Here is a 23373-nt window from a genome sequence, read left to right as displayed (position 1 = left end):
AGATCGAATGATTAAAGTTAGTTTGATTTTAAAACTTAACAAATTGAGTAAGAAAACAGTAACAGGATGAATTATAATTATGTTACAAAAAACCGATATATCTTTTAACGCGCAATATCAGCAAACTGCTTTAGGGCCAATGATTATTTTAAAATCACCTTATGGTATTTCTTCTCCGGAGGCCATTAGTTATCAAAATAAACCAATCATTTCTTGCAACTACTATAACAATTCTGATGGTTATAGTTATAAAGTGATTTATATAATGCTTGACAGTGATTTACAAAATTATACATTCTATATAGAATCTGATGGTTATTTGCCAACATTTTTTATTAACCCAGCTGGAAAATTGTATACTTCTATTGAGGTTTATCATCCTGATAAATACGGTTTAATCACCATGTTTCCTTGTTTTGAACGCGATAATATTACTTATCCAAAACCTAAAAAAATGCTACCTAGTGATTATATTGGTATTTTCCATAATTTTGCCATGTTTAAGTATGTTGATATTTTTCAACCAAACAGTTGGATAAATTGGTTGCGGTTGAATTTAAAGACGGTGAGTTAAAAAAAACCTATACTTCCAAAATTCCTTTACCAAAATATAATGTATTTAGTATAAATAATGACAATAAACAAATTCATATCATTGCGAAAGATGAAGAAAATTGTTGGCTTCATCGTAAAATCGATGAAAAAGGTAAAGTATTACAATCAAGGAGTATTGATATAACCTGTGATCATTATCCCTCTTGTATTTTAAACTTAAGTTTTGAAAAAGCATCATATGTTGTAAGTTATGACGAAGATGGAATTTTTTATCTAATTACTATTACCTCACAAGGTGAGGCGATACGAGATAAGTTATTTGATATAGATTGTTGTATATATTCAGTATGGGAACCGGTAAAAATTGCCAATGAAATATTTGTGATTTATTTTACCACAGAAAGGGGGAACGGCTGGATAACCTTGCGAAACAATAAAGTGATCGAGGCATTTTTACAACAGCAAGCTAGCAAATTTAATAATTTACTTACTAATGAAAATATAGTATTAGCCAAAGAAGAATTAATTATTTCTGATGTGATTTCCTGCCAAAACAATAGTTATACAATTGTGTTTTATGGTGATCAACAAGATAGTAGTAAACATAATACAACTTTGTTTATTTTAAACAGAACGCTTGTTTGAATCTGTTTTTAAGTTGATATCAGGGTTAGGTAAATTTGCTTAATGATAGATAATTACCTAATGATTAAGTAAAATAGAAGCTTATATTCGTTTAATTTAAGGAATAAAGTATGTTTACAGGTATTGTGCAGGGTGTAGGTAAAATTATTGATATCATCGATCAAGATAAATTACGAACTTATCAAGTCAAACTGCCACATCACTTAATCAATAATATTGAAATTGGTGCATCAATAGCGAATGATGGCTGTTGCTTAACCGTAACAGGGATTGAAAATGATTGTGTAACTTTTGATATTATGCAAGAAACATTAGCTTTAACAACTCTCGGCAGTAAAAAGTTAAATGATTTGGTAAATATTGAACGAAGTGCTAAATACGGTGATGAAATTGGTGGTCATGTAATGTCTGGTCATGTCTCTTGCCGAGCCACCATTATTGACATTCAGAAAACAGCAACCAACTGTCAAATGACGTTAGCTATGCCAGAAAAATTTATGAAGTATGTTTTATTCAAAGGTTTTATTGGTATAGATGGCGCAAGTTTAACCGTGGGAGAAGTCAAAGATAATCAATTTAACATTCATCTAATTCCAGAAACATTAGCGATTACCACTTTAGATTGTAAAAAGATTGGTGATGAGGTAAATATTGAAATTGATTCACAAACTCAAGCTATTGTTGATACGGTTGAAAGGGTATTAGCAGCGAAAAAGTAAAGTTAATCAATGACAAATGTTTAACAGTTAAATAAAAAAATATCATAAAAAAGCTATAATTGTTAAATTTATTCTTTTTACTATCTTTATTATCGAACCGGCAATGATTAACCATCTTTACCTTGAATTAAAATCTACATGAGAAATCAGTGATAATACTGTTCCAATATTATTTTTTCTCTATGCTGTGTTCGATAGGATGAGTCTATTTATTCTTATTAATTTCATTTCGCTATTATAACTATTCCCAAAAATAGTACATAAAAATTCCGAGTAAAATACTCCAAAAAAATCTAAACAAGCAAAATTCTGTTAATTCTTGCTTGATTCTGTTTAAATGACAAATTTTTAATGCTATTTTATTTATTAACAATATCAGTAAGTTATTCATTGTACTGATGAACAATTAAAAGAGAGTATTAAATATTTCACTTATGCTTTAGAAGGTGGTTACCACTGCTATGAGGATTTAATAGCACGAATGCTGTTTCAACAGGGCGATCATTATAAAAATAATGATTTTAAAAAAATTAATAAATTAACCGAATATCGTAAATCATTAACACCAGAAGATTTAAAAATAGCAATTGATTATACCGAAATAATGGCTGAGCATAGTTAAGGATGACAGAAGCCAATTTATATGGTTTAGGGCGTGAGCTAGAACTCATAAAAGCCTATGCATGGACACTATTAAGTGATTATGCAAAACAAAAAATCATTGAGATCGATAATAATTTAACATGGGATTATTATCAGCTTCCTCCAGTTTGGCAATATAATAAGGAAATTCAAACTCGTTGAAAACAAATTCTCCCCCCAGTACATAAACAGGCTGCCCAAAATGAGTTAGCTGAGTTAAAAACCAAAATTATTGATTGGAATTATAATCGTTGGCAAGAGCAAATTGATGATTTTCATCCTAAACCTTAATCTTTTGAACTATGCCAGCTAATAAACTTAAAGCTAGCAAATTATAGCCTGTTATTAGAAATGAAAGCTAATTACGATTCATTAATGTTTAGTAAAACACAAATTGACTCTTTAGGAATCCCTAAATTAAAAACAATAGGGGAAAAAAATTGGATACATTACTAAAACAAGCTGAGTGACATAATACTGTGTGTTCGGCGCATCTTCCTGCGCGATGTTGTTGGATATTTATGATACCATTGTTATATGATGCATTTACAGCTAGATTAACATTTAAAATGTTACCTACTATAACTACAGTGTATGTACCAACTACTTTACTTAAATAATGAATAAGGAATTAATTATGCCAATACAAATGCGATTAGATCTTATTGATTACACTATTGAAGTTTTTTTCCCCAACGTATTGGAAAATAATATTTTAAAGATACGAAATCAGTTGGATGAAGCATTTAAAATTTATCAAAATAACTTTAATTCGGATGCTAACTGGTATCATTTTCGTAATTCAATCAAAGCTGATCCTAAATTATTGGCCTACAATAAAGAGGGTTTGACTGAGTTAGTTTTGAAAAGCTAACATCTGGATTTAAAAGAGTTGGAAATGATGGGGATCTGATACTCTCTTTTATAGATATTGATAAAGATCCAGCGATCGAAGGACAACTATTATTTTACATGGCCTCAAGATATTTAAATAGCCCATTTCTCACATCTCAAATTAAATTTTTATTTACCCACAAAAAAGCAGGAATTTATAATAAAATTATTCAATTTGTTACAGAATTAGCAAAAGTATTTAGTGATTGCTATATTGAAATTAATCTGAAAGATACTTTCCCCAAACAAAATGCACTATTTCCTAAACGTATTGGCACATCAATGATTGTTTATATTCCTAGCCCATTAAATGCTGATGATTATCCTGAAGCTCATAGAATTATCCCAATTAATCGGGATGATAAACAAGTGGGGACGGTTATTATTTCACTCGATCACATCCCGAATCGCGACAATGTAGAGGATATTGAAATTATAAATCGTTTAGATGTTCGTTTACGCGAGGCAGATCTATTGCCAATAAGAAAATAGCATGGCGATATCTAAAAAGCAAATAAAGCGAAATAGTGAAAATCCTAAAATTTTTTATTGATTTAAATTAAAAATCTATATGATGATAATGCTAGATTAAAAACTGTCAGTTGTAAAATATTGCTATATAAAAAGAGAAGATTAAAAACTATTATGGTGGAGTGATGTTGTTAAAAGCCAAGCCAAACTAAATCCAGATGGCAAAGTATGGTCTATCCATCCGCTGGCAATGTTAGAGATTGTTATATCTAATGATTTGATTGATTTGGAAAATTTTATTGCTATGTATAAATGAGAGCATCATAAACTTATAAAAGCTTCCAAAGATGCTAGCACTGAAAAGATATAATAGAAGAGCCTAAATATGATCAAGAATCAATAGAAATATTGCGAGGAATACTTAAACAAGTAAATCTATTATTTCGAAAAAACGCACAATATCCCCCTAATCTTTATTATCTATCTTATATGTTAGCAACCGGTATTGGGCAACTACATATGGTAAGGAGTTTGATTCATCTGTAGAGCGTGGTAATAAATCCTATTTTAATCAATATGATCCTGTTTAAGCGAGTACAGAAGAACAAAAAGTGGCAAAGAATATTGTTAATACAGTAGAGGGCGATGGTTTAAAATATCGTGGTAGTTGTTTAGTGTATTTGACTTGAAAAAAATCACAAAAAAGCGAGTGAATATTTAAATGTTGATTTTATCAATCAACCAAAAAGAGCAGCAGAGCTTGATTATGCTCTACCAATTTTGATTTGGGGTTCAATAAATAACATTTTTTCTAAAAAGAAATTATTAAAGTACATTAATGAAGAAAAGATTGATTATAAACTCGCTAGATATGTAATAAATACTCAAGTTTATGCTGATGTGATAGCTCAAACTACTAGATGTTTTGAAGCAATACTTAGGCAAACATCAAATTTGATTGAAGTGTTTTAATATGAAAAAAATTCTTTTATTAATGTTATTGATAACAATAGGCAATGTTTGTCACGCTGAAAGTCTTGTACCAATATAACCTTTATAAGAGTGATTACTATTACAGAATATCTCAATTAATCATTTAATTATCAGGGATAATAAGTATCAGGAGAATCTTTTAAAGGTTTGGTTAAATATATTAAAGAAAGTGACTTGGTAAAACCCAATCTATCAACGAAGTTATTGTTATTGGCAAACGATTATTATTAATAGACATCATGAATCTACTAAGACAAATTTAGTTAGGATATAAAAGATGCCTGTAATTTTGATCAAGCCACAAATCGAGAAGACGTAGCTCAACTTTTTATTTGAATTATAAAAACTAAAATAGGTAATAAAAATGTATGAAAAAATACTTGAATATGTTGAGTTACAGAAAAAGATAACAACTGAATTTAAAAGATTAAATGCAAATTGTTTAGATTTCAGCTATTTATTAGATTTTCCAAAAAAAGGAAAATTTTGTTTAAATAGTGAAGAATGGAGTTTTGTTAAACATGGTTCAGGTTTTAGGTTTATACGCATAGCTCCTTTACCTCGTATAATTATCCATCCTCATTTTTTTCCTTTTGCCTACAAAATAGTTGATGCTTGGCGATTACTACAATTCTGGCAATCGCAGACAGGAGATATCTATGATGAACATGTGATAAGAGATCAATTAGAAACACTATTTTTAGATAAAATGTTAGAAAAAATAAATCTTAATCAATATCAGATCAAAAATTAATATTGTATTAGTTTTGAATCTTTTCTCGATGACGTAACGTGAATGAGTATAATTGTTGTAACAAATAGCGAATCAAAATTAGAGGCTAATGTTTAAAATTATGCAAATACCAACTTGAAACAAGTTGATGGTAGAACACACCAAATAGTGAAGTTATAGCTTAGTAAAATCCGATAATAGGATGATAGATCATTTATAAAACCCAATTAACTTATAGGGATATAAAAATGCGAAAAGTATATTATTTGTACCATGTTCGTTATGAAGATACTGACGATGAAGATGTTAAAATAATTGGTATTTATAGTTCACGTAAACAGGCTAAATTAGCTATAGAACAAATGAAAAAAAAACGGGATTTATTGATTATCCAAATGACTTTTACATTGATGAGTATATCATCGATAAAGATTATTGGACTGATGGTTTTAGTGATTAAGATTATATTGAATGTAACTTGGTTGTTTAATTTTTTCTAATTGTGTTATTTATTAATATAAGGATATAAAAATGAAGAAAATATATTATTTATACCATGTTCGTTATGAAGATACTGACGATGAAGATGTTAAGGTTATTGGTATTTACAGTTCACGTAAACAGGTTAAATTAGCTATAGAACGAATGAAAAAAAAACGGGATTTATCGATTTTCCCGACGATTTTCAGATTATTCAAGATGTTATTAATCGAGAAGGATGGTTAGAGGGGTTTGTGACTTGTTAATATCTAATAGATTAAATACTTTAGATAGCCATGGAGATGAAAATGCAAAAAGTCTATTATTTACATCATACAAGAGATAAAGGTACAGAAGATGAAGATGATAAAAAAATTGGTACCTTTGGTAGTTATCAATTAGCTGAAGAAGTCATAAACAGAATAAAAGATAAACCGGGATTTATTGATTATCCAAATGACTTTTACATTGATGAGTATATCATCGATAAAGATTATTGGACCTATGGCTTTAGTTATGAAAAGGATTTGAAATGATATGTACTAACTTATTAGTTATGGGAATGAAGCAGTTGGTTAAGATTGGCTTTTATACTTTGGATCTGTTTGTATTTTAGGGTTGTAACCAGTGGTACCTAATCGTTTAATAGACTTCCGTGCCTGAGATTAGCCGGTACCTGATTTACGTTTCGACTGTGATTTAGCCTATTCAAATTAACGTTTTTATCCATTTTCACCTTAATGAAAAACGGTTTACTAATAATCAATTATCAATAACCCGATATAGACCCCTCAATTTTTTTATAAAACTAAGCCTCTAAATCAAATCAAAGTATCAATTATTTATAAACGCTTGCAACTAATCAGAAAATTTCATCGTTAAAGACAGATATGATATCACTGTCGGTAATATCACTAACAGCAAAGAGGCGGTGACTGTTTTGAAAATTGAAGAACCGACATCAGCAAACATCGGCCTGATACCGATACTATTTTTTATATTTTGAATTATAACTCTTAAATATATGCAGAAAATAATCATTTTTCTTCCCTGATATGGTTATCTTTTAAAAAGTAATATTTTATTAAAGTGACTAAAAACATTTTTCAATTTTAATAGGTATAATTGAGATGATTTGGTTAAGGAACGTTTATTTCCTCATATAATTCAAAAATGTTAATACAAATTTTCACTAAAAAACTATACACCGAAGTTGATAAATTCAATGTTAGTGTATTCAAGTTTGATTTAGTTTTAGTCGTTATAAAACAGTACCTTATATTTATTAGACGTTTTTTATCAATATAATAAAAATATTCATAAGTAGAATCCATATTAGCCGGGTAGTTTAGGATTGCTATTTGACAAAATTCTGACTGCAAAATTACTCAAAGTGAATTGGTTAGCCTTAGCTAATGCACTGGATAAATTAATACTTTTCTCATGTTTTTTCTACCATTGGTTGTTTAGTTTAAAAACCTATCACTATGTTTTGTTTGATTTCTACCAAGAAAAGGTCACATTTTTTTCCAGATTAATCTGGAAAAAAATGTAATCGTCTTATTTATTTAACTATTTATACTTTTAATCATTAAGTTATGAATTTATTGCAACAACAGATCTACAAGGAGTTGAGTAATGGAAAGACAGATCAAATTACTTAAACTGCTTTTTAGCCAATCGGAATTTAAACCAGCTGTTTTTTTTAGTTCAAAATTATCAATTTCAACTAAAACTGTCTATGACGATATTGCAAAATTAAATGAGCAGCTAACTACTGTCCCGAATACGGATATTCAAATTGAAAAGTTACCTCGTAAAGGAGTGATGCTAATAGGTGAAAAAAACGATATTGCACCGATTATTAGCTATTTAGAACAGCAAAATAGTCATAGTTATTTCAATAAAAAATCACGACGGTTAAGTCCTGAATACCGTCGCTTAGATATCATCAAACGCTGTTTGCTTAAAAGCGAAACATTATCACTTGAACAGTTATCCGATGACTATTTAGTCAGTAAAACATCGTTACACAAAGATATCGAATTTATTAATCGTACTTTTGAACAAGAAAATATCCTGTTAAATGTTACTCATAAGGGAATTTATATTGACGGTAATGAAAACCAAATTCAACGCGCGATTAAACACTTTTTATCTTTGTATATTCACAAACAAGATGATCATTATTTAAAGCAATTAATGAAATCTTTTATTGGCGATGACTCATATGAACAAATAACCCAATTATTATTAGACCGATTTGAATCGGTAGTTGCTCAATCTTCTGAACATTATTTATCTTCTTTACTGATTTCTATTGCCATACAACTTAAAAGATTGCGTTTAGGCTTTTCAATTCCTGAAGAAGATGATTTTTTATTTAATCATATCCGATATATGCAATCCTATTTGATTGCCTCGGAATTAGCTAAAACATTAGAAGCCAATTTTCAAGTCGAGTTTTCGACCAACGATATTAAATATCTGAGCAAATTATTTTTTGCTCATCGAATTATTGATGAAAACGCCATTGTTGATGATAGTTTTTATGAGGAAATTATTCGTAGGATCATCAAAAAAATAGGTGATATTGAGAGTGTCGATTTGTCGGCTGATAGCAAGTTGTTTCACTCATTATTGTCACACTTTCCTGCAATGATAACTCGGTTACAAAAACAGATTCGTATCATTAATCCACTCTTGGATGAAATAAAACAAGAATATTCAAAGTTATTTAGTGTGTTATGGTATGCACTTTCAGACTTAGAACGTAAATTTGATATTCATTTAAATGATCATGAAATCTCATTTTTATTGATTCATTTCCAAATAGCCTTAGATAAAGCCGCTAACGCCAATAACATTGTTATTATTTGCCAATATGGATGTTCATCATCAAATTTAGTCTTAAATAAAGTCCGCAAACTTTTACCATCCAAAGACAATATCGAGGTATATTCTCTTGCAAAATTAAATCCGACAATGCTAAATAATGTTGATTTGATTATCACTACCCTAAATATTAACAATATCAACAAACCGATTGTCAAAATATCGTCACTATTAAATAAACAAGATTATCAAAATATTATTCAAGCTTATGCAAACTATGTACTAAATAAACAATCCGACTTTTCGGATAAGGGTAATTATTACCCATCAACTGCCAAATTTGTTAATGCCGATCTCATTAAATTAAATGTTGATATTCAGCATAAAAGTGATTGCCTTAATTTGCTGATAAGTAAGTTAGAAGATAAAGGTCTAGTCACTAAAAACTACCGTGACTCAGTTTTATATCGAGAAGAAATCGGCGATACTTCAATCGAAAACGGTATAGCTCTACCGCATGGCTCACCAATGTTTGTCATTAAATCGAGTATTTCAATTATGACTTTAAAACGACCAATAAAATGGGGCATGATTGATGTCAGCATTATTATTATGGTTAGCCTTTCCGAAAACAATATCAATAGCATTAATGACGTTTTTACCGAAATTTATGAAATTGTTTCGAATAAACAAGCAATTTCATCTTTAAAAAATCTTACCAATTTCAAACAACTTAAACAATTTTTGGATAATCAAAGAGGAATCAAGAATGTACTTTGATCAACATTTATGTCTATTTAACATTGAGGCAAAAACCAAAGAAGAGATCTTAACCACAATGGCACAAATGTTATTGTCACATGGCATTGTTAAACAAGATTATTTAACCGGGATTTTAACAAGGGAACAACAATATCCAACCGGTTTATTAATTAATTCAAATGGTTTTGCAATTCCACACACCGATTCCACCAAAGTTAATCAATCACAAATTTGCTTTGCCTCGTTAAAGAATCCCGTCATTTTTTCAGGTATGACTGATGATAAAGAACAGATACCGGTCAAATTCATTTTCATGTTAGCAATGAAAGAGCCTCATGAACAAGTTGAGAATTTACAAAATTTAATCGGCTTATTTCAAAATGAGGAGCAAATAAAATTATTAGAACAGTGTCAATCAATTAACCAATTTATCTCTATTTTAAATAGCGCAGGCGTTAAATAGGCTAGATTATTTTTATCAAGGAGTTACAAATGGATAGTGTCATTAATATTTTTCAATGGCTAATAAATTTAGGTGGTGTAGTGTTTTTACCTATCATCATTTTTATTATCGCTCTGTTTTTTCGAGTTAGCGTTTCCAAAGCGATGATGTCAGGTATTACCGTCGGTATCGGTATTGTCGGTCTCGGTTTAGTTATTGGTTTATTATCTGATACGTTAGGTATTGCCATCCAAAAAATGGGTGAACAATACGGAACGTCATTAAGTATCATGGATATTGGTTGTGGAGTCGGAGGACCATTAGCATTCTCTACCACCTTAGGTTTATTACTGATTCCTGTTTCATTAATTATCAACTTTTTATTTATCTCACTTGGTTTGACTCGAACCTTAAATGTCGATATCTGGAACTTCTGGTTTGCTATCTTCCTTGGTTTAGTGGCATATTCAGTAACAGGTGAATATTGGGTTGGTATTATCGGTTGTATCACTGCGGTAATGTTGCAGTGGTTTTTAGCCGATCTATTACAAAAACCAATTAGTTCATTCTTTGGATATCCGGGGATTGCCGTTACTCACCTTATGGCGTTATCAGGAGCAATTGTCGCCATACCGTTAAATTGGCTATTTGATCGCATTCCAGGTTTAAATAAATTAAATGCCGATTCAGAAACCTTAACCAAACGATTTGGGATTTTTGGTGATACCGTGGTAATTGGTTTAATCATCGGTATTGTCGTTGGTATCTTAGCCAATTACGATGTTCCACAAATTGGTAAATTAGCGATTTCAACTGCGGCAATCATGAAAATCATGCCGAAAATGGTCGCAATGTTCATGGAAGGTTTACTGCCAGTTGCTGATGCTGCACGTGAATTTACCAGTAAAAAACTCAATGGTAAACAAGTTAACATCGGTATGGATGCAGCGTTAACCGTTGGTCATCCTGCGGTAATGGCAACAGCGCTTATTATGGTGCCGGTATCACTATTATTAGCCTTAGTTTTACCGGGTAACAAAGTGCTACCTTTTGGTGATTTAGCATTTTATGCCTTTGGCATCTGTTTAATGGTACCGTTTTTCAAAGGGAATATTATCCGTTCAATTTTAGGTGGCACCATCTATTTGGTCGTCTGCTTATATATGGCAACGTGGCTTGCTCCAGTTATTACTGATGTATTCCATTTGGCTAATTACGATGTGGGTACTGCTGGAATTGTTACCGTAATCCTATGTGGATTATGGCCGGTAACCTTATTTGTACTGTTATTAACTCACCTTGGTTTTATTGGTTTAATTGGTTTGGCGCTAGTTATTCTTTGCTTGCTTATCTATATCAACAAAATCAAAAAAATTGAAATGTATTAAAAGGAAATAATCATATGAAAAATTTACTTATCATGTGTGGCGCAGGGCATGCAACTTCAACTATCGCAGTAAGCAAAGTGAATAAATGGCTTAGTGATGAAAAATTAACAGATCAGGTAAAAATTTATCAATCTAAGATTGCTGATGAGCTTAACAAAATCGACTCTTATGACGTGGTGGTTAGTACCACTATTGTACCAGACTCAATTAAAGCTAAAGTGATCAATGGATTACCATTACTTACTGGTTTGGGTTTAAATGAATTTTTTGCTGAATTGAAAAAACGTTTAGCCCTCTAGTTAAAAAACATCATTAATTATTTATAAAATTGCCTCATTTACCTTAATGTATTTAACTATAGCGTAAATGAGGTAGTAACAAGGAATAAAGCGATATGAACATTATGCATCATGCTATCGAAATTAATACTGTGGCTGGCAGGCACTCTTATCATGACATTACCGACCAATTAAGACAATTTGTTAAACAGTCTAATATTCAGAATGGTCAATTAACTATCGCGACTACTCATACTACTTGCTCGCTATTTTTTGAAGAATGTATGCACGATACCAATTTTTTTGGTGATGAATTTCTACAAGTGGATATCAACAACACATTAGAAAAAATTGTTCCACGCATGACTAGCGAAAATCAGTACTACTCTCCCGGTCCAAAACATGTGGAATTTGGTTTAAGTCTTAGTGACCCTAATTATCCCGCAGAAAAGTGGGTCATGTTAAATACTGATGCTCATATCAAATCATCACTGTTTGGCCATTTTTCAATCGTACTAATCATCAAAGATGGTCAGCCATTGTTAGGGCAGTTAGGACGAATTTATTTTGTCGATTGGGATGCACTACGTGAAAGAAAACGTAATGTTAATTTTATGCTGATGGGTTGTTAAACAAGGGGATAATTATGATACTCTCTCCATCGCTATTCAATTCTGATCTTTATCAGATCAAAGAAACTTTAGAAAAGCTGCAAACGTCAGGTATTCGTCAACTACATATTGATGTAATGGATAATCATTATGTACCCAATCTAGGCTTTAATGCTAGCTTTGTTAAAAACCTGAAAGCGCATACTGATTTTATTTTAGATTGTCATCTAATGGTTGAAAAACCTGAGTTAGCCGTAGCTGATTTTATCGATGCTAAAGCTGATATTATTACCTTTCATTATGAAGCAACAGATCATCATTCCTATATTATTAATAAAATCAAAAATAGTAATATTAAAGTCGGTATAGCCGTCAACCCGTGTACACCAGTTGAAAACCTAAAACTGCTATTACCTCTGGTGGATCTAGTTTTAGTTATGACCGTCAATCCAGGCCGAAAAAATGAAAGTTTTTTACCTTTTACCCTACAAAAGATAGAACAATTAAAAAGTGAAAAACAAACCGGTAATTATCATTATGATATTCAAGTTGATGGCAATATTACTGATCAAAACATATCTTTATGTGTTACAGCTGGCGCCAACAGTATCGTATCGGGTGGCTTTATCTTTAACAACAATGCGCTTGAAAGCAATATCCAAAGTCTAAAAGCAGCAATCAAATAGGAACATCATAATGGATACTAAAGAGGTTTTATCAAAAATATTGACTGAAATATCAGCACAAGTAAGCTCTATCAATGAGGAACAAATCAACCAATTTAAAAAAGCCATTATGACTGCAAAACATATTTTTTTAGCAGGAACAGGGCGCTCAGGGTTGATGATTAGTGCATTTGCTAATCGATTAATGCATTTGGGGTTGAATGTTAGCTTGATAACTGAAATTAGTAAGCCGAAAGCAAATTTAGGTGATTTATTAATTTTAGGATCGAATTCAGGTGAAACTCAAAGCTTAATTGCTTATGCTCATCAAGCAAAAACGCAAGGCGTGAAAATAATATTATTTACCACCAGTAGCAACTCTAGCTTAGCCAAATTAGCTGATAATATTGTGGTTATTCCGATAAAAGTGTTTGAACTAAATCAACCCATGGGCAGTACTTTTGAACAACTATCATTACTAACTTATGACAGTATTATTTACAGCCTAATGACCGAATTGCAACAGACGCCTGAATTAATGAAAAGTCGTCACGCGAATATTGAATAGAGTGCAAACTAAACTAACAATCGTGAGATAAAATTCAACTTATTACAGTAATTCCAATGCTAGATCGGGCCGATGAACATTATGTTATTAAATGTGGGTGAAAAAATTTTGATCAAAGCCCTTTTTTGAATCAAAAATTGAGGAAAGGGGTTTTTTAGGTTATAAAATTCTTAATTCTATAAAAAAACACCGTTAATTTATCTTATCGATTTTATTAACGGTGCTGATTTATTTACCTATAGCTATAAATTTAAACTGTCGACTATGTTTAATTAATTGTTTTTAAATAGTGAGCAATTAGTGCAATATCATTTGGAGTAGTTTGACAGCAGCCACCAATTAATTTTGCTCCTAACTTGATCCAAACGGGCAATTGATTATCAAAGGTACAATTATGTTGATGATCTTGGTGCCATTGTTTGGTGGTTGGATCATACAGTTCGCCCGAATTAGGGTAAACAATTAATGGTTTAGAGGTTAACTTCTGTAGTTCGGTTAAAGCGAGGGTGACTTTTTCTAAGGCTATGCAATTAACGCCGATGCTAACAACTTGATCAATCTGATTCAAATAATCAATTACCTCAAAAAGTGGTGTGCCATCGCTAAGGTGATTAGCATCTTTTAGAGTGAACGAAAACCAAGCTGTCATTGTTGGAAATAGTTTTAACAATTTAGTTAATGCTTTTATTTCAGCAAAGTTGGGTAGAGTTTCACAAGCTAGGATATCAACTTTTGCATCTATAAGTGCTTGTAGGCGAATTTGATGAAACTCGATAAATTCATCTTCACTCAATTGATAGTTGCCGGTGTATTCAGAGCCATTCGCCAAATAAGCACCATATGGGCCAACTGAGCCGGCAATAAATAGTGGTTTATTACTGTCGATTTGTTCTAAATAGTCTTGTTTAGCTTGCCGGGCGAGCTCGACACTTTTTTTTATGAGTTTTATGGACTCGTCCTGTGCGATACCTTTTTGTGCAAAACCTAATGGTGTAGCTTGATAGCTGGCAGTGATAGCGCAATCGGCGCCAGCATTAAAATAATCATAATGAACCTGACGGATCAGTTCGGGTTGTTCTATTAATACTTTGGCTGACCATAAGTTGTCATTTAGATCACAACCACGACGCTGTAGTTCACTAGCCAGAGCGCCGTCGATGATTATATAATTGTTTTGGTTTAATAATTGAGTTATTGGGTTAGGCATCAGCTATTTTCTCTTTGTTGATAGGCTCGGGTTGCATAATAGGCGATATAGCAGATCACCACAAATGGAATCCCGCAATAAAGGGCAATGCGTTGTTCTGGATCGAATGCTAAACCAATACAAGCTACTAGGCAAAGTATGAAACCTAAAATGGGTACTAATGGGTAAAATGGTGCTTTATATTTAAGCTCTTTTATCTCAGATGGTGATAGTTGTTTTCTGAAAAAGTAATGAGAAGCACAGATGCTTAACCAAACCGCAACTACCGCAAAGCCGGAAATCGCCGTTAAGCCAACAAACACCGTATCAGGTGCTTTGACACTGGAGATCAGTGCTAATAATCCACCAAACATACTAACGGCAATAGCATTAACTGGAATGCCTTTTTTATTTAATTTGCTGAAATATTTAGGTAAAGTACCTTGATTGGATAGTGACCATAACATCCGGCCGGAGGCGTATAATCCTGAGTTAGCGGCAGATAAGATGGCGGTTAAAATAACAAAATTCATAATATCCGCTGCATAAGGAATACCAATACTTTCAAACACTTCGACAAATGGACTTTTGATAACGCCAGCTTGTTCCATCGGTAGTAGGGCTGCCAATACAAAAATAGTACCAACAAAAAAGATAATTAATCTTAAAATAGTGGTTTTAATCGCTAATGGAATGGTTTTTTCCGGATGATGCGTTTCACCAGCGGCTATACCGATTAGTTCAGTGCCCGAAAAAGCAAAGTTAACCGATACCATAGTCATTACAATTGGCGTAATACCATTCGGCAACCAACCATGTTCGGTAATATTGTGAAGAAACGGTGCTGGCATTGCGTTTTTCATCGGAATAATACCAAAAATTGCAGCACTACCTGCAATAATAAACACGAGTATAGTAATGACTTTGATGATCGAAAACCAAAACTCACTTTCAGCAAAAAATTGCGCGGTAATGATATTTAATAAGAAAATCACTATGCAAAAGACTAAGCACCAATGCCAGACTGAAACTTGTGGGAACCAGTATTGCATACACAGTCCGGCAGCGGTAAAACTTGATCCTAATGCTACAGTCCAAGTTAACCAATATAGCCAAGCAACAGTATAGCCAGTAGCTGGGTTAATAAATCGTGACGCATAGGTATGGAAAGCGCCCGTTTCAGGCATAGCCACCGCCAGTTCACCCAGACATAACATAACTAGATAAACAACTAATGCGCCAATTAAATAGGCAATAATAGCACCTATTGCACCTGCGGTAGCAATAATATAACCAGTGTTAAAAAAGAGACCAGTACCAATTACGCCACCTAAAGATAGCATAACTAAATGCCGCGTTTTCATGGAACGTTTGAATTGATTTTCATTACTGACAGAAGAATGTTTATTCATAAAGGTATATTTCTAATTAAAGTAAAAGAATCAAAAATTCTATATAGATAGAATAATTATTAAAATAGCTTTATTTCGGTGATACTAGTTATTTATGTTGTTAGCACGACATTTTTTAAATGGATTAGTTAATGTGCTCTAACAATCATAATTGTAATAGGTGCAACATTGTAATAGATACTACATGGATAAGCGATCTTTTTGTTATTAATTCCCCATTTCTGAGAAATTAAATTGTTCAATCGATTAACACAATTAAATTTATTTGATTTTTTGCTATTAATTGTTGTTTTTCGCTAGTTTAAGGTATGAGTCTAACTCGAGTTGTTGTATCATTTATCTATAAGTAAGTTATAATTTTTTAAGACCAATTTAGTAAATTGGTAAGTAATATAGCTGAAATGAATCTAAACATTGAAAGATAGTATGTTTTTTATCATTCTTATTCAATAAGATACCTTATTTTAAGATGAGTTATTAACAAAAAATTAATGTTTATTTAACGAGGAAATAAGTTGTTGCAAATTCGTATCCCACCAGACGATTGGTGGGATAATTTTAAGATGAATAAATTAATTTGCTAAATTCTTCAGAAGCTCATCCGAGCTCATCTTTTTGTCATTTATGGTAAATTTTCGACTCATTTTTGAATATTTTATTTTAGTGAATAGCCCTTCAACATCACCTTTTTTAAATATAAATAAAGGTGATTTATATAGTGCTATTTCAATGATATCCTGAGCATTTTGAACTGCTGTTTTAAATTCTTCATCCGTGATGTTTTCATTTTCTGGATTTACAATTTGAGCAATAAATCGACCTAAAACCTTGTAAGGTACTTCAAGGTTAAAATCAAATTGATTGAGTTTACTAAGATTGCTTCCCATGGTTAAGGCGGTTATTTGATCAAAATTTGAAACATCTATTTGTGCTCTGAAATTAATATCCCCCTCAGTATTGTGCCAATGTACCTTTCTAAAATTTATTTTGGTTTTTGGTGATGTATTATTATCAATTTTAGTTAATAAAGGTTGTAATTTGGAAAAGTGTTGTAAAAAAGATTTATCTATTCCCTTAAAATTAATATTTATAGCACCATTACCCATTTCCTGTTTGCCGTAATTAAATGCATCAACATTTAAATTAACTATACCATCTAGTCCCTTGCTATTTGCTTTAAGTTTATAGTGCCAATTTAAATTTTTGATAGTAATTTCCGGCGTATCGATATTATTTTTGAAATTTAGATTAAAATCATCAAAACTGGTTTGTGTATCCACATATGCTTTTGAGTAATCAATATCATTCACCGATTTTAAATTAGTGACCATTAAGTAGTCGCCATCGTTTCTTTGATAATCAATTTTGCTTGCTTTAATCGACATTGAAGGATTATCAAATTTGATATTTCCTGATAAACGATAATCAATTGCACCAAGATCAAGTTTACCTTGAAGAAGTTTATAAGCTTTGTCAGTTTCACGTAATAGAACTGGTTGAGTTGCTAAGTTAAAGTCTAGGTAATCAAAATAAGATAAACCAACATAGCCTTTAATGAATGGTTGATTACCTACACGCTGCCATAAATCCGGATTAAATTGTTCACTATTTTGAAATTCAACCCATGCTTGTTGTGGGGTTAATTTACCATGTATTAATGCAGCTAGTGGGAATGGACCATGGTGAATGATAATATCGTCATCATATATTATAGTTGGTTCAGACTCTTCCTCATCGCTGACTGAGATTTTTATATGTGTTTTTGTTGAGAAAATCCCTTTTTTGTCATTATCATGCGTGATTTGTAATTCAAATAGGTCTTGTACACTGTTCATTTGTTGGCATATATTTTTTACGTTGTTATCAAGCTCCTTTTCAATTACATTTCCGGTGTGCCATGCAATACCAACATAACTTAAACCTAATATTGCCACAACACCCACTGCTAATTTCGATTTCTTCATTTTCTTCTCTTAATTTCCGTTTCTTTCTATAACTTGCGATTTATATCAATTAAGTTATCGCTTAGCCAATTTATACTTCGGTTTTATTCCAACAGCTCCAAAACATCATTTTTGTTATAAATTTGTCCGTTTATGTTGGCTTCGTTACTATCTTTAAATATATCAATATCCATAAATAAACCTTGTTCTTCACCTTTACTTAACTTGAATAATGGTGAATCACCGAACAGATGTTGTAACATTTCTTGGGTTTCTTCTTCCCATAACTCAACTTGCTCATCAGTGACATCATGATGGTCAGGATCCCAAGATTGCGCCAATATCCGGACAAGCACGTTTAACGGTGCATTAACATGTAATGTTAAATTATGAATGCTATCAAGAGGGTTGTTTGCTTCAGAAATTTGATCAAGATTAGTAATATCTAGTGATCCTTTAATATTGATATCACCATTCAAATTGTGCCAGTTGAAGTTTTTTAGCGTAACTTTGCTTTCGATAGGTTGATTATAATGAGTTTCTACATCGACAAATTCATCGCCAAATATTGCTTTGTCTAAATCTTGATAATCCATATCTATCATGGCGTTCCCTAAGTTTTGTTTTCCATGAAAGATTGAATTTACACTACTGGTAAACGAGCCACTAAGAACTCGTGCATCACTTAAATTAACTTTTTGATTGATTGAAAGACCTTTTAATTGGATAGCTGGTTGACTATAACTTGATTGTGGAATTAAGGTAAAATTACCCAAACTAATTTGCGTATCAACATCCTGATTGACTGGATCAATCGTAACTTTACTGATTAAATTATCAAGTATAAAAGTGTCGAGATCATATTCATCAAAATCATATATATTATTAAAAAATTTATTTTTTTGATTGGTTTGTAATTTATCAAAAGTTAAAGCCAAATTAACGTGGTTTGATTGCTTTTCGCTAGGAAGGGTGAAATGAAGATTATTTAATGTCAAATATTCGCTATCAAATTGGTGATGGTATTTATCTAAATCCAATTTTATTGATGGCGTTGATTGATCGCTTTTGCTCGTGAATGTTAAAGTCGAAGCTCCTAATTCTGCTTCTAGATCAGATAGAAAATGTGTTTCTCTGTTTTGTTTAACTTTAAATCCGTTAGTTAACCATTTAAGTGTTACATCACCATTATAACTTATACTCATATTACCCGTTATTAATGGTCGAGCACCAATAACCTCAACCAAGTCAAATTTAGGGTCGGCAATTGGATATTCAATCCAAGCCATTTGTGGTGAAAAAATACCTTGTTTTAAGGCTGCTATTGGAAATGGTCCGTGATAGATAGTGAAATCAGTGTCAATCAAGGGGAGCTTATCATTGATCATTTCGTCCTTAGGCAATAAGGTTATATTGATATGCGTTTGGGTTGAAAAAATATGCTTCTCGACATTAGAATGAGTGATTTGTACGTTAAATACGTTTTGCGAATTATTTATTTGCTCAGTAACTCGTGCCAATGTGTTATCAATTTCTTTTTCAATTACATTACCAGTGTGCCATGCTATACAAATGTAACTTATACCTAGTACAGCAATAATACCAATAATTGGTGTCGTCTTTTTCATGTTTATAATTTCTGTTTCGTTATATTTCAGGTTATTTCTCTTGATGATCAGCAAAATCAACTAATAAATTTTTAATATAATCAATGCGATCAATGCGTTGTAAATCAGATTTAATTAATTTTAATCGATTAGTCCCTTCTAAGCGATAAATTTTTGGCGATTTTTGTATTATTTCAATTAAATAATCTACTGAAATTTTGTTATTAGCGCCAAATTCAATAAAGCCACCTTTATCACCCAATTCGATTTTGGTAATACCCAATCTACTTGCTTGATAGCGAATTTTAGTCGTTTCTAATAAAAACAGCACAGGATCAGGCAATTTGCCAAATCGGTCGCGCATTTCGACTTGAATATCAGTCAGTTCATCTAGGTTTTCAATGCTGGCGATGCGTTTATAGAGTGATAAACGAGTATTGACGTCAGGAATAAAATCATCAGGGATTAGAGTCGGTAAGCGTAGTTCGACTTCTGTCTGTTGATTATTGAGTAGTGATTCGAGAGTCGGTTCCTTGCCTTCTTTAAGGGATTTAACCGCATCATCAAGTAATTCGATATAAAGGTTAAAGCCTATGGTTTCAATTTGTCCACTTTGGTCACTGCCCAATAGTTCACCTGCACCACGAATTTCAAGGTCATGAGTGGCTAAAGCAAAGCCAGCCCCTAAATCTTCTAGCGTGGCTATTGCATCAAGACGCTTTTTAGCATCTTTACTAAGTAATTTAGGGTGTGGCGTTAATAAATAAGCGTAAGCTTGATGATAGGAACGTCCAACCCGTCCACGCAATTGGTGTAGCTGGGCTAAACCAAATTTATCTGCGCGTTCAATAATGATAGTATTAGCATTAGGAATGTCGATTCCGGTTTCGACAATAGTAGTGCACACCAATAAGTTGAATCGTTGATGATGAAAGTCATTCATAACCCGTTCGAGATCACGCTCATGCATCTGTCCATGACCGACTGCAACCCGAGCTTCTGGTACCAGTTCGGTTAACTTTTCCGCCACTGTTTCAATATCCGACACATCATTGTGCAAGTAATAAATTTGGCCACCACGCAAAATTTCCCGCAAAATTGCTTCACGAATAACTAGGTTATCATATTCTCGAACAAAGGTTTTCACAGCTAAACGGCGAGCTGGCGGAGTGGCTATAATTGAGAGATCACGCATGCCACTCATGGCCATGTTTAAGGTTCGTGGAATAGGGGTTGCGGTCAAGGTTAGGATATCGATATTGGCACGCATTGCTTTAATTCGCTCTTTTTGACGAACACCAAAGCGATGTTCTTCATCAACAATTAATAAGCCTAAATCTTGCCATTTTACATCTTCTTGTAATAGTTTATGGGTACCTATAACAATGTCGATTTTTCCTTCAGCTAACTCTTGAATTATCGCTTGTTGCTGTTTAGCTGTTTTAAAGCGAGATAAACTTTCGATACGGATTGGCCAATTGGCAAATCTGTCGCAAAAGCTTTCGTAATGTTGTTGGGCAAGTAAGGTAGTAGGAACTAAAACTGCTGCTTGCTTATGATTTATTAATGATAAAAATGCTGCACGAATCGCCACTTCGGTTTTACCAAAGCCGACATCTCCGCAGACTAGGCGGTCCATTGCATAAGGTGAACACATGTCACCAATAACCGCGCCAATGGCATTTTGCTGATCTTCGGTTTCTTGATAAGGAAACGCTTGGCAAAACAGTTCGTATTGTTCACGATCTTGTTTGAATTCAAAACCGGGTTTACTCTCACGTTCCGCGTAAATATCTAACAGTTCGGCAGCAACATCTCGTACTTTTTCGGCCGCTTTTTGTCTTGCTTTACTCCATGTATCTGTACCTAATTTATTGAGTGGCGCATTTTCCTCATCTCCGCCTGAGTAACGGCTGATCAAATTGAGTGATGAAACGGGGACATAGAGCTTAGTCTCATTAGCATAGAGTAAAATCAGGTATTCAGCGGTAATACCACCGGTTTCTAATGTGGTTAAACCTGCATAGCGACCCACACCATGCTCCAAATGCACTACAGGTTTACCCGGTGTTAATTCAGCTAAACTTCGAATTAAGCTATCGGTATTGATCGCTTGTTTGCTCTCTTTTTTACGTCGAATAACCCGACGTCCTAAAAATTCGTTTTCCGTGATAAAAGCAAAATTTTGTTGCAGATCGATAAAACCTTGTTCACTAGCACCAATCATTAAATTGTATCGATTATCTGTGTTTGACAACTGGTCAAGTTGAGTAATGCTGGTTGGATGAATTCGTATCCGACCTAAAATTTCTTGCAAGGCCTCTTTACGACCTTCGGATTCGACCGAAAAGATAATCTTACCGTCAAAATCTTGGATAAACTGCTCAAAATGAGAATAAGGATCTTTCTGTTGAATCTGTATGGCAATTTCAGGTAGTAAACTAAACGGTAAGTTAATACTTTTGTTTGAATCACTGATTTCAGTATGCGACACCGTAATGCGTGGATATTGTTTAAAATGAGCAAAAATTTCATCAGTTTTAGACCAAATAACTGTTGGCGCTAACAATGGCCGCATCGGATCGACTTTACGATTTTCATAACGTTGGTTAATATCCTGCCAATATTTATTGGCGAACGATTCGATATTGGTTGTATTGATAATCAACGTATTCGCTAAAAAATAGCTAAACAGCGGCGTGAGAGGTTCGTTAAAAAATAAGGCCTGCCAATACTCGATACCGGTTGGTAAAATATTTTTACTAACTTGTTGGTAGATGCTTTCTGGATCTAATCTTACTTCAAACTTTTCACGCCATTGACTACGAAATAGTTCGATTGATGTTTTATCAAAAGGAAATTCGTGCGCGGGTAGTAGTTGAATTTGGCTAATTTCATCAAGAGTCCGCTGAGTTTCGACATCAAAGGTACGAATGCTGTCAATTTCGTCATCAAAAAAATCAATACGGTAAGGGGTATCACTTCCCATAGGATAGATATCAAATAGCGCACCGCGAGTGGCATATTCGCCATGTTCCATGACTTGACTAACCGAACGGTAACCGGCATTTTCAAGTTGCAAACGTAGATTTTCACGACTTATGGCTAAACCTTTTTTCATCATAAAGACATGCCTAGCTAAATAATTTTGTGGACAGACTTTTTGCATAAGTGTATTGATTGGTAGGATTAATGCGCCTTTGGTTAAATGGCCCAAATGATAAAGGCAGGATAACCGTTCAGATACAATATCTTGGTGGGGCGAAAAACTATCATAAGGCAATGTTTCCCAATCGGGGAAGAAAATTGCTGGAAAGCGAGAAAATTGTTTTAGCTCCTCATGAAGACGAGTAGTTTGTTGCATATCATCGGTAACAATCACCACTAAACCATCGTGTGCCTCTATTGTTTGCGCACAAAATTGAGATAATGAAGAACCAACAAGTTGACCAACTTGTTTAACTTCACCTGATTTTTTAGGAATGATGTTTGAAATATTATATGTTTTAGGCATGTTGGAGTAATAGATAATTGCGACAAAGTT

The 23373-nt window shown here is 32.8% G+C and carries 23 protein-coding genes; 18 read left to right on the top strand and 5 right to left on the bottom strand.

All coding sequences use genetic code 11. From position 1 onward, the window contains the following. The first annotated feature begins 79 nt into the window (after positions 1–79). The 18 genes from DKK79_RS07595 to hxlB all read left to right on the top strand — a co-directional run bounded on the left by DKK79_RS07595 (position 80) and on the right by hxlB (position 13681). The gene (locus DKK79_RS07595; protein ID WP_110423562.1) at positions 80–574 is read left to right on the top strand and encodes a hypothetical protein; all 495 of its coding nucleotides are present in this window, start codon (positions 80–82) and stop codon (positions 572–574) included. Next, on the top strand, positions 532–1200 hold the full coding sequence (locus tag DKK79_RS07590) for a hypothetical protein (protein WP_146212000.1): 669 nt from the start codon (positions 532–534) through the stop codon (positions 1198–1200). Before DKK79_RS07595 ends, DKK79_RS07590 begins: the two co-directional genes overlap by 43 nt. 110 nt (positions 1201–1310) lie before the next feature. Next, the gene (locus tag DKK79_RS07585) at positions 1311–1919 is read left to right on the top strand and encodes a riboflavin synthase (protein WP_034883663.1); all 609 of its coding nucleotides are present in this window, start codon (positions 1311–1313) and stop codon (positions 1917–1919) included. Positions 1920–2400: 481 nt separating this feature from the next. After that, complete coding sequence (locus DKK79_RS14495; protein WP_181415264.1) at positions 2401–2541, top strand: hypothetical protein; 141 nt, start codon at positions 2401–2403, stop codon at positions 2539–2541. Positions 2542–2543: 2 nt separating this feature from the next. Further along, entirely contained in the window at positions 2544–2723 is a 180-nt protein-coding gene (locus DKK79_RS07580; RefSeq protein ID WP_110423560.1) for a hypothetical protein, read from the top strand. A 475-nt stretch (positions 2724–3198) separates the two neighbouring features. After that, positions 3199–3435 (top strand): hypothetical protein, encoded by a 237-nt coding sequence (locus DKK79_RS07575; RefSeq protein WP_110423559.1) that lies wholly within the window; start codon positions 3199–3201, stop codon positions 3433–3435. Between the two features lie 98 nt (positions 3436–3533). Beyond that, positions 3534–3947: an Imm52 family immunity protein gene (locus tag DKK79_RS07570; protein ID WP_110423558.1), complete on the top strand. Its 414-nt coding sequence runs from the start codon at positions 3534–3536 to the stop codon at positions 3945–3947. A gap of 1336 nt (positions 3948–5283) precedes the next feature. Then, positions 5284–5673, top strand: a complete 390-nt coding sequence (locus DKK79_RS07560) for a DUF6896 domain-containing protein (protein ID WP_110423556.1) — start codon at positions 5284–5286, stop codon at positions 5671–5673. Positions 5674–5900: 227 nt separating this feature from the next. Continuing rightward, the gene (locus tag DKK79_RS07555) at positions 5901–6152 is read left to right on the top strand and encodes a DUF7336 domain-containing protein (protein WP_220019105.1); all 252 of its coding nucleotides are present in this window, start codon (positions 5901–5903) and stop codon (positions 6150–6152) included. A gap of 31 nt (positions 6153–6183) precedes the next feature. After that, a complete protein-coding gene (locus DKK79_RS07550) occupies positions 6184–6378 on the top strand; it encodes a hypothetical protein (protein WP_110423555.1) in 195 nt (64 codons plus the stop codon). Between the two features lie 62 nt (positions 6379–6440). Then, positions 6441–6668, top strand: coding sequence for a hypothetical protein (locus tag DKK79_RS07545; protein ID WP_110423554.1), 228 nt, complete (start codon positions 6441–6443; stop codon positions 6666–6668). Between the two features lie 1102 nt (positions 6669–7770). Then, positions 7771–9747 carry a BglG family transcription antiterminator gene (locus DKK79_RS07540; RefSeq protein WP_110423553.1) on the top strand — a complete coding sequence of 659 codons (1977 nt, stop codon included), beginning with the start codon at positions 7771–7773 and terminating at the stop codon, positions 9745–9747. Continuing rightward, positions 9737–10192, top strand: coding sequence for a PTS sugar transporter subunit IIA (locus DKK79_RS07535; RefSeq protein ID WP_110423552.1), 456 nt, complete (start codon positions 9737–9739; stop codon positions 10190–10192). The genes DKK79_RS07540 and DKK79_RS07535 overlap by 11 nt, the downstream gene beginning before the upstream one ends. Positions 10193–10221: 29 nt before the next feature. Beyond that, complete coding sequence (locus DKK79_RS07530) at positions 10222–11559, top strand: PTS galactitol transporter subunit IIC (protein ID WP_110423551.1); 1338 nt, start codon at positions 10222–10224, stop codon at positions 11557–11559. A gap of 14 nt (positions 11560–11573) precedes the next feature. Next, entirely contained in the window at positions 11574–11858 is a 285-nt protein-coding gene (locus DKK79_RS07525) for a PTS galactitol transporter subunit IIB (protein WP_110423550.1), read from the top strand. Between the two features lie 95 nt (positions 11859–11953). Further along, positions 11954–12469, top strand: coding sequence for a YjbQ family protein (locus DKK79_RS07520; protein WP_110423549.1), 516 nt, complete (start codon positions 11954–11956; stop codon positions 12467–12469). Positions 12470–12483: 14 nt separating this feature from the next. Next, positions 12484–13134 carry a ribulose-phosphate 3-epimerase gene (rpe, locus tag DKK79_RS07515; protein WP_220019102.1) on the top strand — a complete coding sequence of 217 codons (651 nt, stop codon included), beginning with the start codon at positions 12484–12486 and terminating at the stop codon, positions 13132–13134. Positions 13135–13144: 10 nt separating this feature from the next. After that, a complete protein-coding gene (gene hxlB, locus DKK79_RS07510) occupies positions 13145–13681 on the top strand; it encodes a 6-phospho-3-hexuloisomerase (RefSeq protein ID WP_110423548.1) in 537 nt (178 codons plus the stop codon). Between the two features lie 268 nt (positions 13682–13949). Here hxlB and mmuM read toward each other — a convergent pair whose 3' ends face one another. The 5 genes from mmuM to mfd form a co-directional block, all read right to left on the bottom strand. Then, positions 13950–14888 (bottom strand): homocysteine S-methyltransferase, encoded by a 939-nt coding sequence (gene mmuM, locus DKK79_RS07505; RefSeq protein WP_110423547.1) that lies wholly within the window; start codon positions 14886–14888, stop codon positions 13950–13952. Next, the gene (gene mmuP / locus DKK79_RS07500; protein WP_110423546.1) at positions 14888–16279 is read right to left on the bottom strand and encodes an S-methylmethionine permease; all 1392 of its coding nucleotides are present in this window, start codon (positions 16277–16279) and stop codon (positions 14888–14890) included. Before mmuP ends, mmuM begins: the two co-directional genes overlap by 1 nt. Positions 16280–16851: 572 nt before the next feature. Further along, complete coding sequence (locus tag DKK79_RS07495) at positions 16852–18243, bottom strand: DUF945 family protein (RefSeq protein WP_110423545.1); 1392 nt, start codon at positions 18241–18243, stop codon at positions 16852–16854. Between the two features lie 83 nt (positions 18244–18326). Next, complete coding sequence (locus DKK79_RS07490; RefSeq protein ID WP_110423544.1) at positions 18327–19850, bottom strand: DUF945 family protein; 1524 nt, start codon at positions 19848–19850, stop codon at positions 18327–18329. Positions 19851–19881: 31 nt separating this feature from the next. After that, a complete protein-coding gene (gene mfd / locus DKK79_RS07485) occupies positions 19882–23343 on the bottom strand; it encodes a transcription-repair coupling factor (protein ID WP_110423543.1) in 3462 nt (1153 codons plus the stop codon). Positions 23344–23373 lie beyond the last annotated feature (30 nt).

The organism is Gilliamella apicola, from assembly GCF_003202915.1.
In the GTDB taxonomy this organism is placed as follows: domain Bacteria; phylum Pseudomonadota; class Gammaproteobacteria; order Enterobacterales; family Orbaceae; genus Gilliamella; species Gilliamella apicola_Q.
This window is presented reverse-complemented; position numbering and strand designations above follow the sequence as displayed.

Bases quoted from the DNA above. Each gene is read 5' to 3' on its own strand.
- DKK79_RS07595 (WP_110423562.1), top strand. From the start codon at position 80: ATGTTACAAAAAACCGATATATCTTTTAACGCGCAATATCAGCAAACT.
- DKK79_RS07585 (WP_034883663.1), top strand. From the start codon at position 1,311: ATGTTTACAGGTATTGTGCAGGGTGTAGGTAAAATTATTGATATCATC.
- DKK79_RS14495 (WP_181415264.1), top strand. From the start codon at position 2,401: ATGCTGTTTCAACAGGGCGATCATTATAAAAATAATGATTTTAAAAAA.
- DKK79_RS07580 (WP_110423560.1), top strand. From the start codon at position 2,544: ATGACAGAAGCCAATTTATATGGTTTAGGGCGTGAGCTAGAACTCATA.
- DKK79_RS07575 (WP_110423559.1), top strand. From the start codon at position 3,199: ATGCCAATACAAATGCGATTAGATCTTATTGATTACACTATTGAAGTT.
- DKK79_RS07570 (WP_110423558.1), top strand. From the start codon at position 3,534: ATGGCCTCAAGATATTTAAATAGCCCATTTCTCACATCTCAAATTAAA.
- DKK79_RS07560 (WP_110423556.1), top strand. From the start codon at position 5,284: ATGTATGAAAAAATACTTGAATATGTTGAGTTACAGAAAAAGATAACA.
- DKK79_RS07555 (WP_220019105.1), top strand. From the start codon at position 5,901: ATGCGAAAAGTATATTATTTGTACCATGTTCGTTATGAAGATACTGAC.
- DKK79_RS07550 (WP_110423555.1), top strand. From the start codon at position 6,184: ATGAAGAAAATATATTATTTATACCATGTTCGTTATGAAGATACTGAC.
- DKK79_RS07545 (WP_110423554.1), top strand. From the start codon at position 6,441: ATGCAAAAAGTCTATTATTTACATCATACAAGAGATAAAGGTACAGAA.
- DKK79_RS07540 (WP_110423553.1), top strand. From the start codon at position 7,771: ATGGAAAGACAGATCAAATTACTTAAACTGCTTTTTAGCCAATCGGAA.
- DKK79_RS07535 (WP_110423552.1), top strand. From the start codon at position 9,737: ATGTACTTTGATCAACATTTATGTCTATTTAACATTGAGGCAAAAACC.
- DKK79_RS07530 (WP_110423551.1), top strand. From the start codon at position 10,222: ATGGATAGTGTCATTAATATTTTTCAATGGCTAATAAATTTAGGTGGT.
- DKK79_RS07525 (WP_110423550.1), top strand. From the start codon at position 11,574: ATGAAAAATTTACTTATCATGTGTGGCGCAGGGCATGCAACTTCAACT.
- DKK79_RS07520 (WP_110423549.1), top strand. From the start codon at position 11,954: ATGAACATTATGCATCATGCTATCGAAATTAATACTGTGGCTGGCAGG.
- rpe (WP_220019102.1), top strand. From the start codon at position 12,484: ATGATACTCTCTCCATCGCTATTCAATTCTGATCTTTATCAGATCAAA.
- hxlB (WP_110423548.1), top strand. From the start codon at position 13,145: ATGGATACTAAAGAGGTTTTATCAAAAATATTGACTGAAATATCAGCA.
- mmuM (WP_110423547.1), bottom strand. From the start codon at position 14,888: ATGCCTAACCCAATAACTCAATTATTAAACCAAAACAATTATATAATC.
- mmuP (WP_110423546.1), bottom strand. From the start codon at position 16,279: ATGAATAAACATTCTTCTGTCAGTAATGAAAATCAATTCAAACGTTCC.
- DKK79_RS07495 (WP_110423545.1), bottom strand. From the start codon at position 18,243: ATGAAGAAATCGAAATTAGCAGTGGGTGTTGTGGCAATATTAGGTTTA.
- DKK79_RS07490 (WP_110423544.1), bottom strand. From the start codon at position 19,850: ATGAAAAAGACGACACCAATTATTGGTATTATTGCTGTACTAGGTATA.
- mfd (WP_110423543.1), bottom strand. From the start codon at position 23,343: ATGCCTAAAACATATAATATTTCAAACATCATTCCTAAAAAATCAGGT.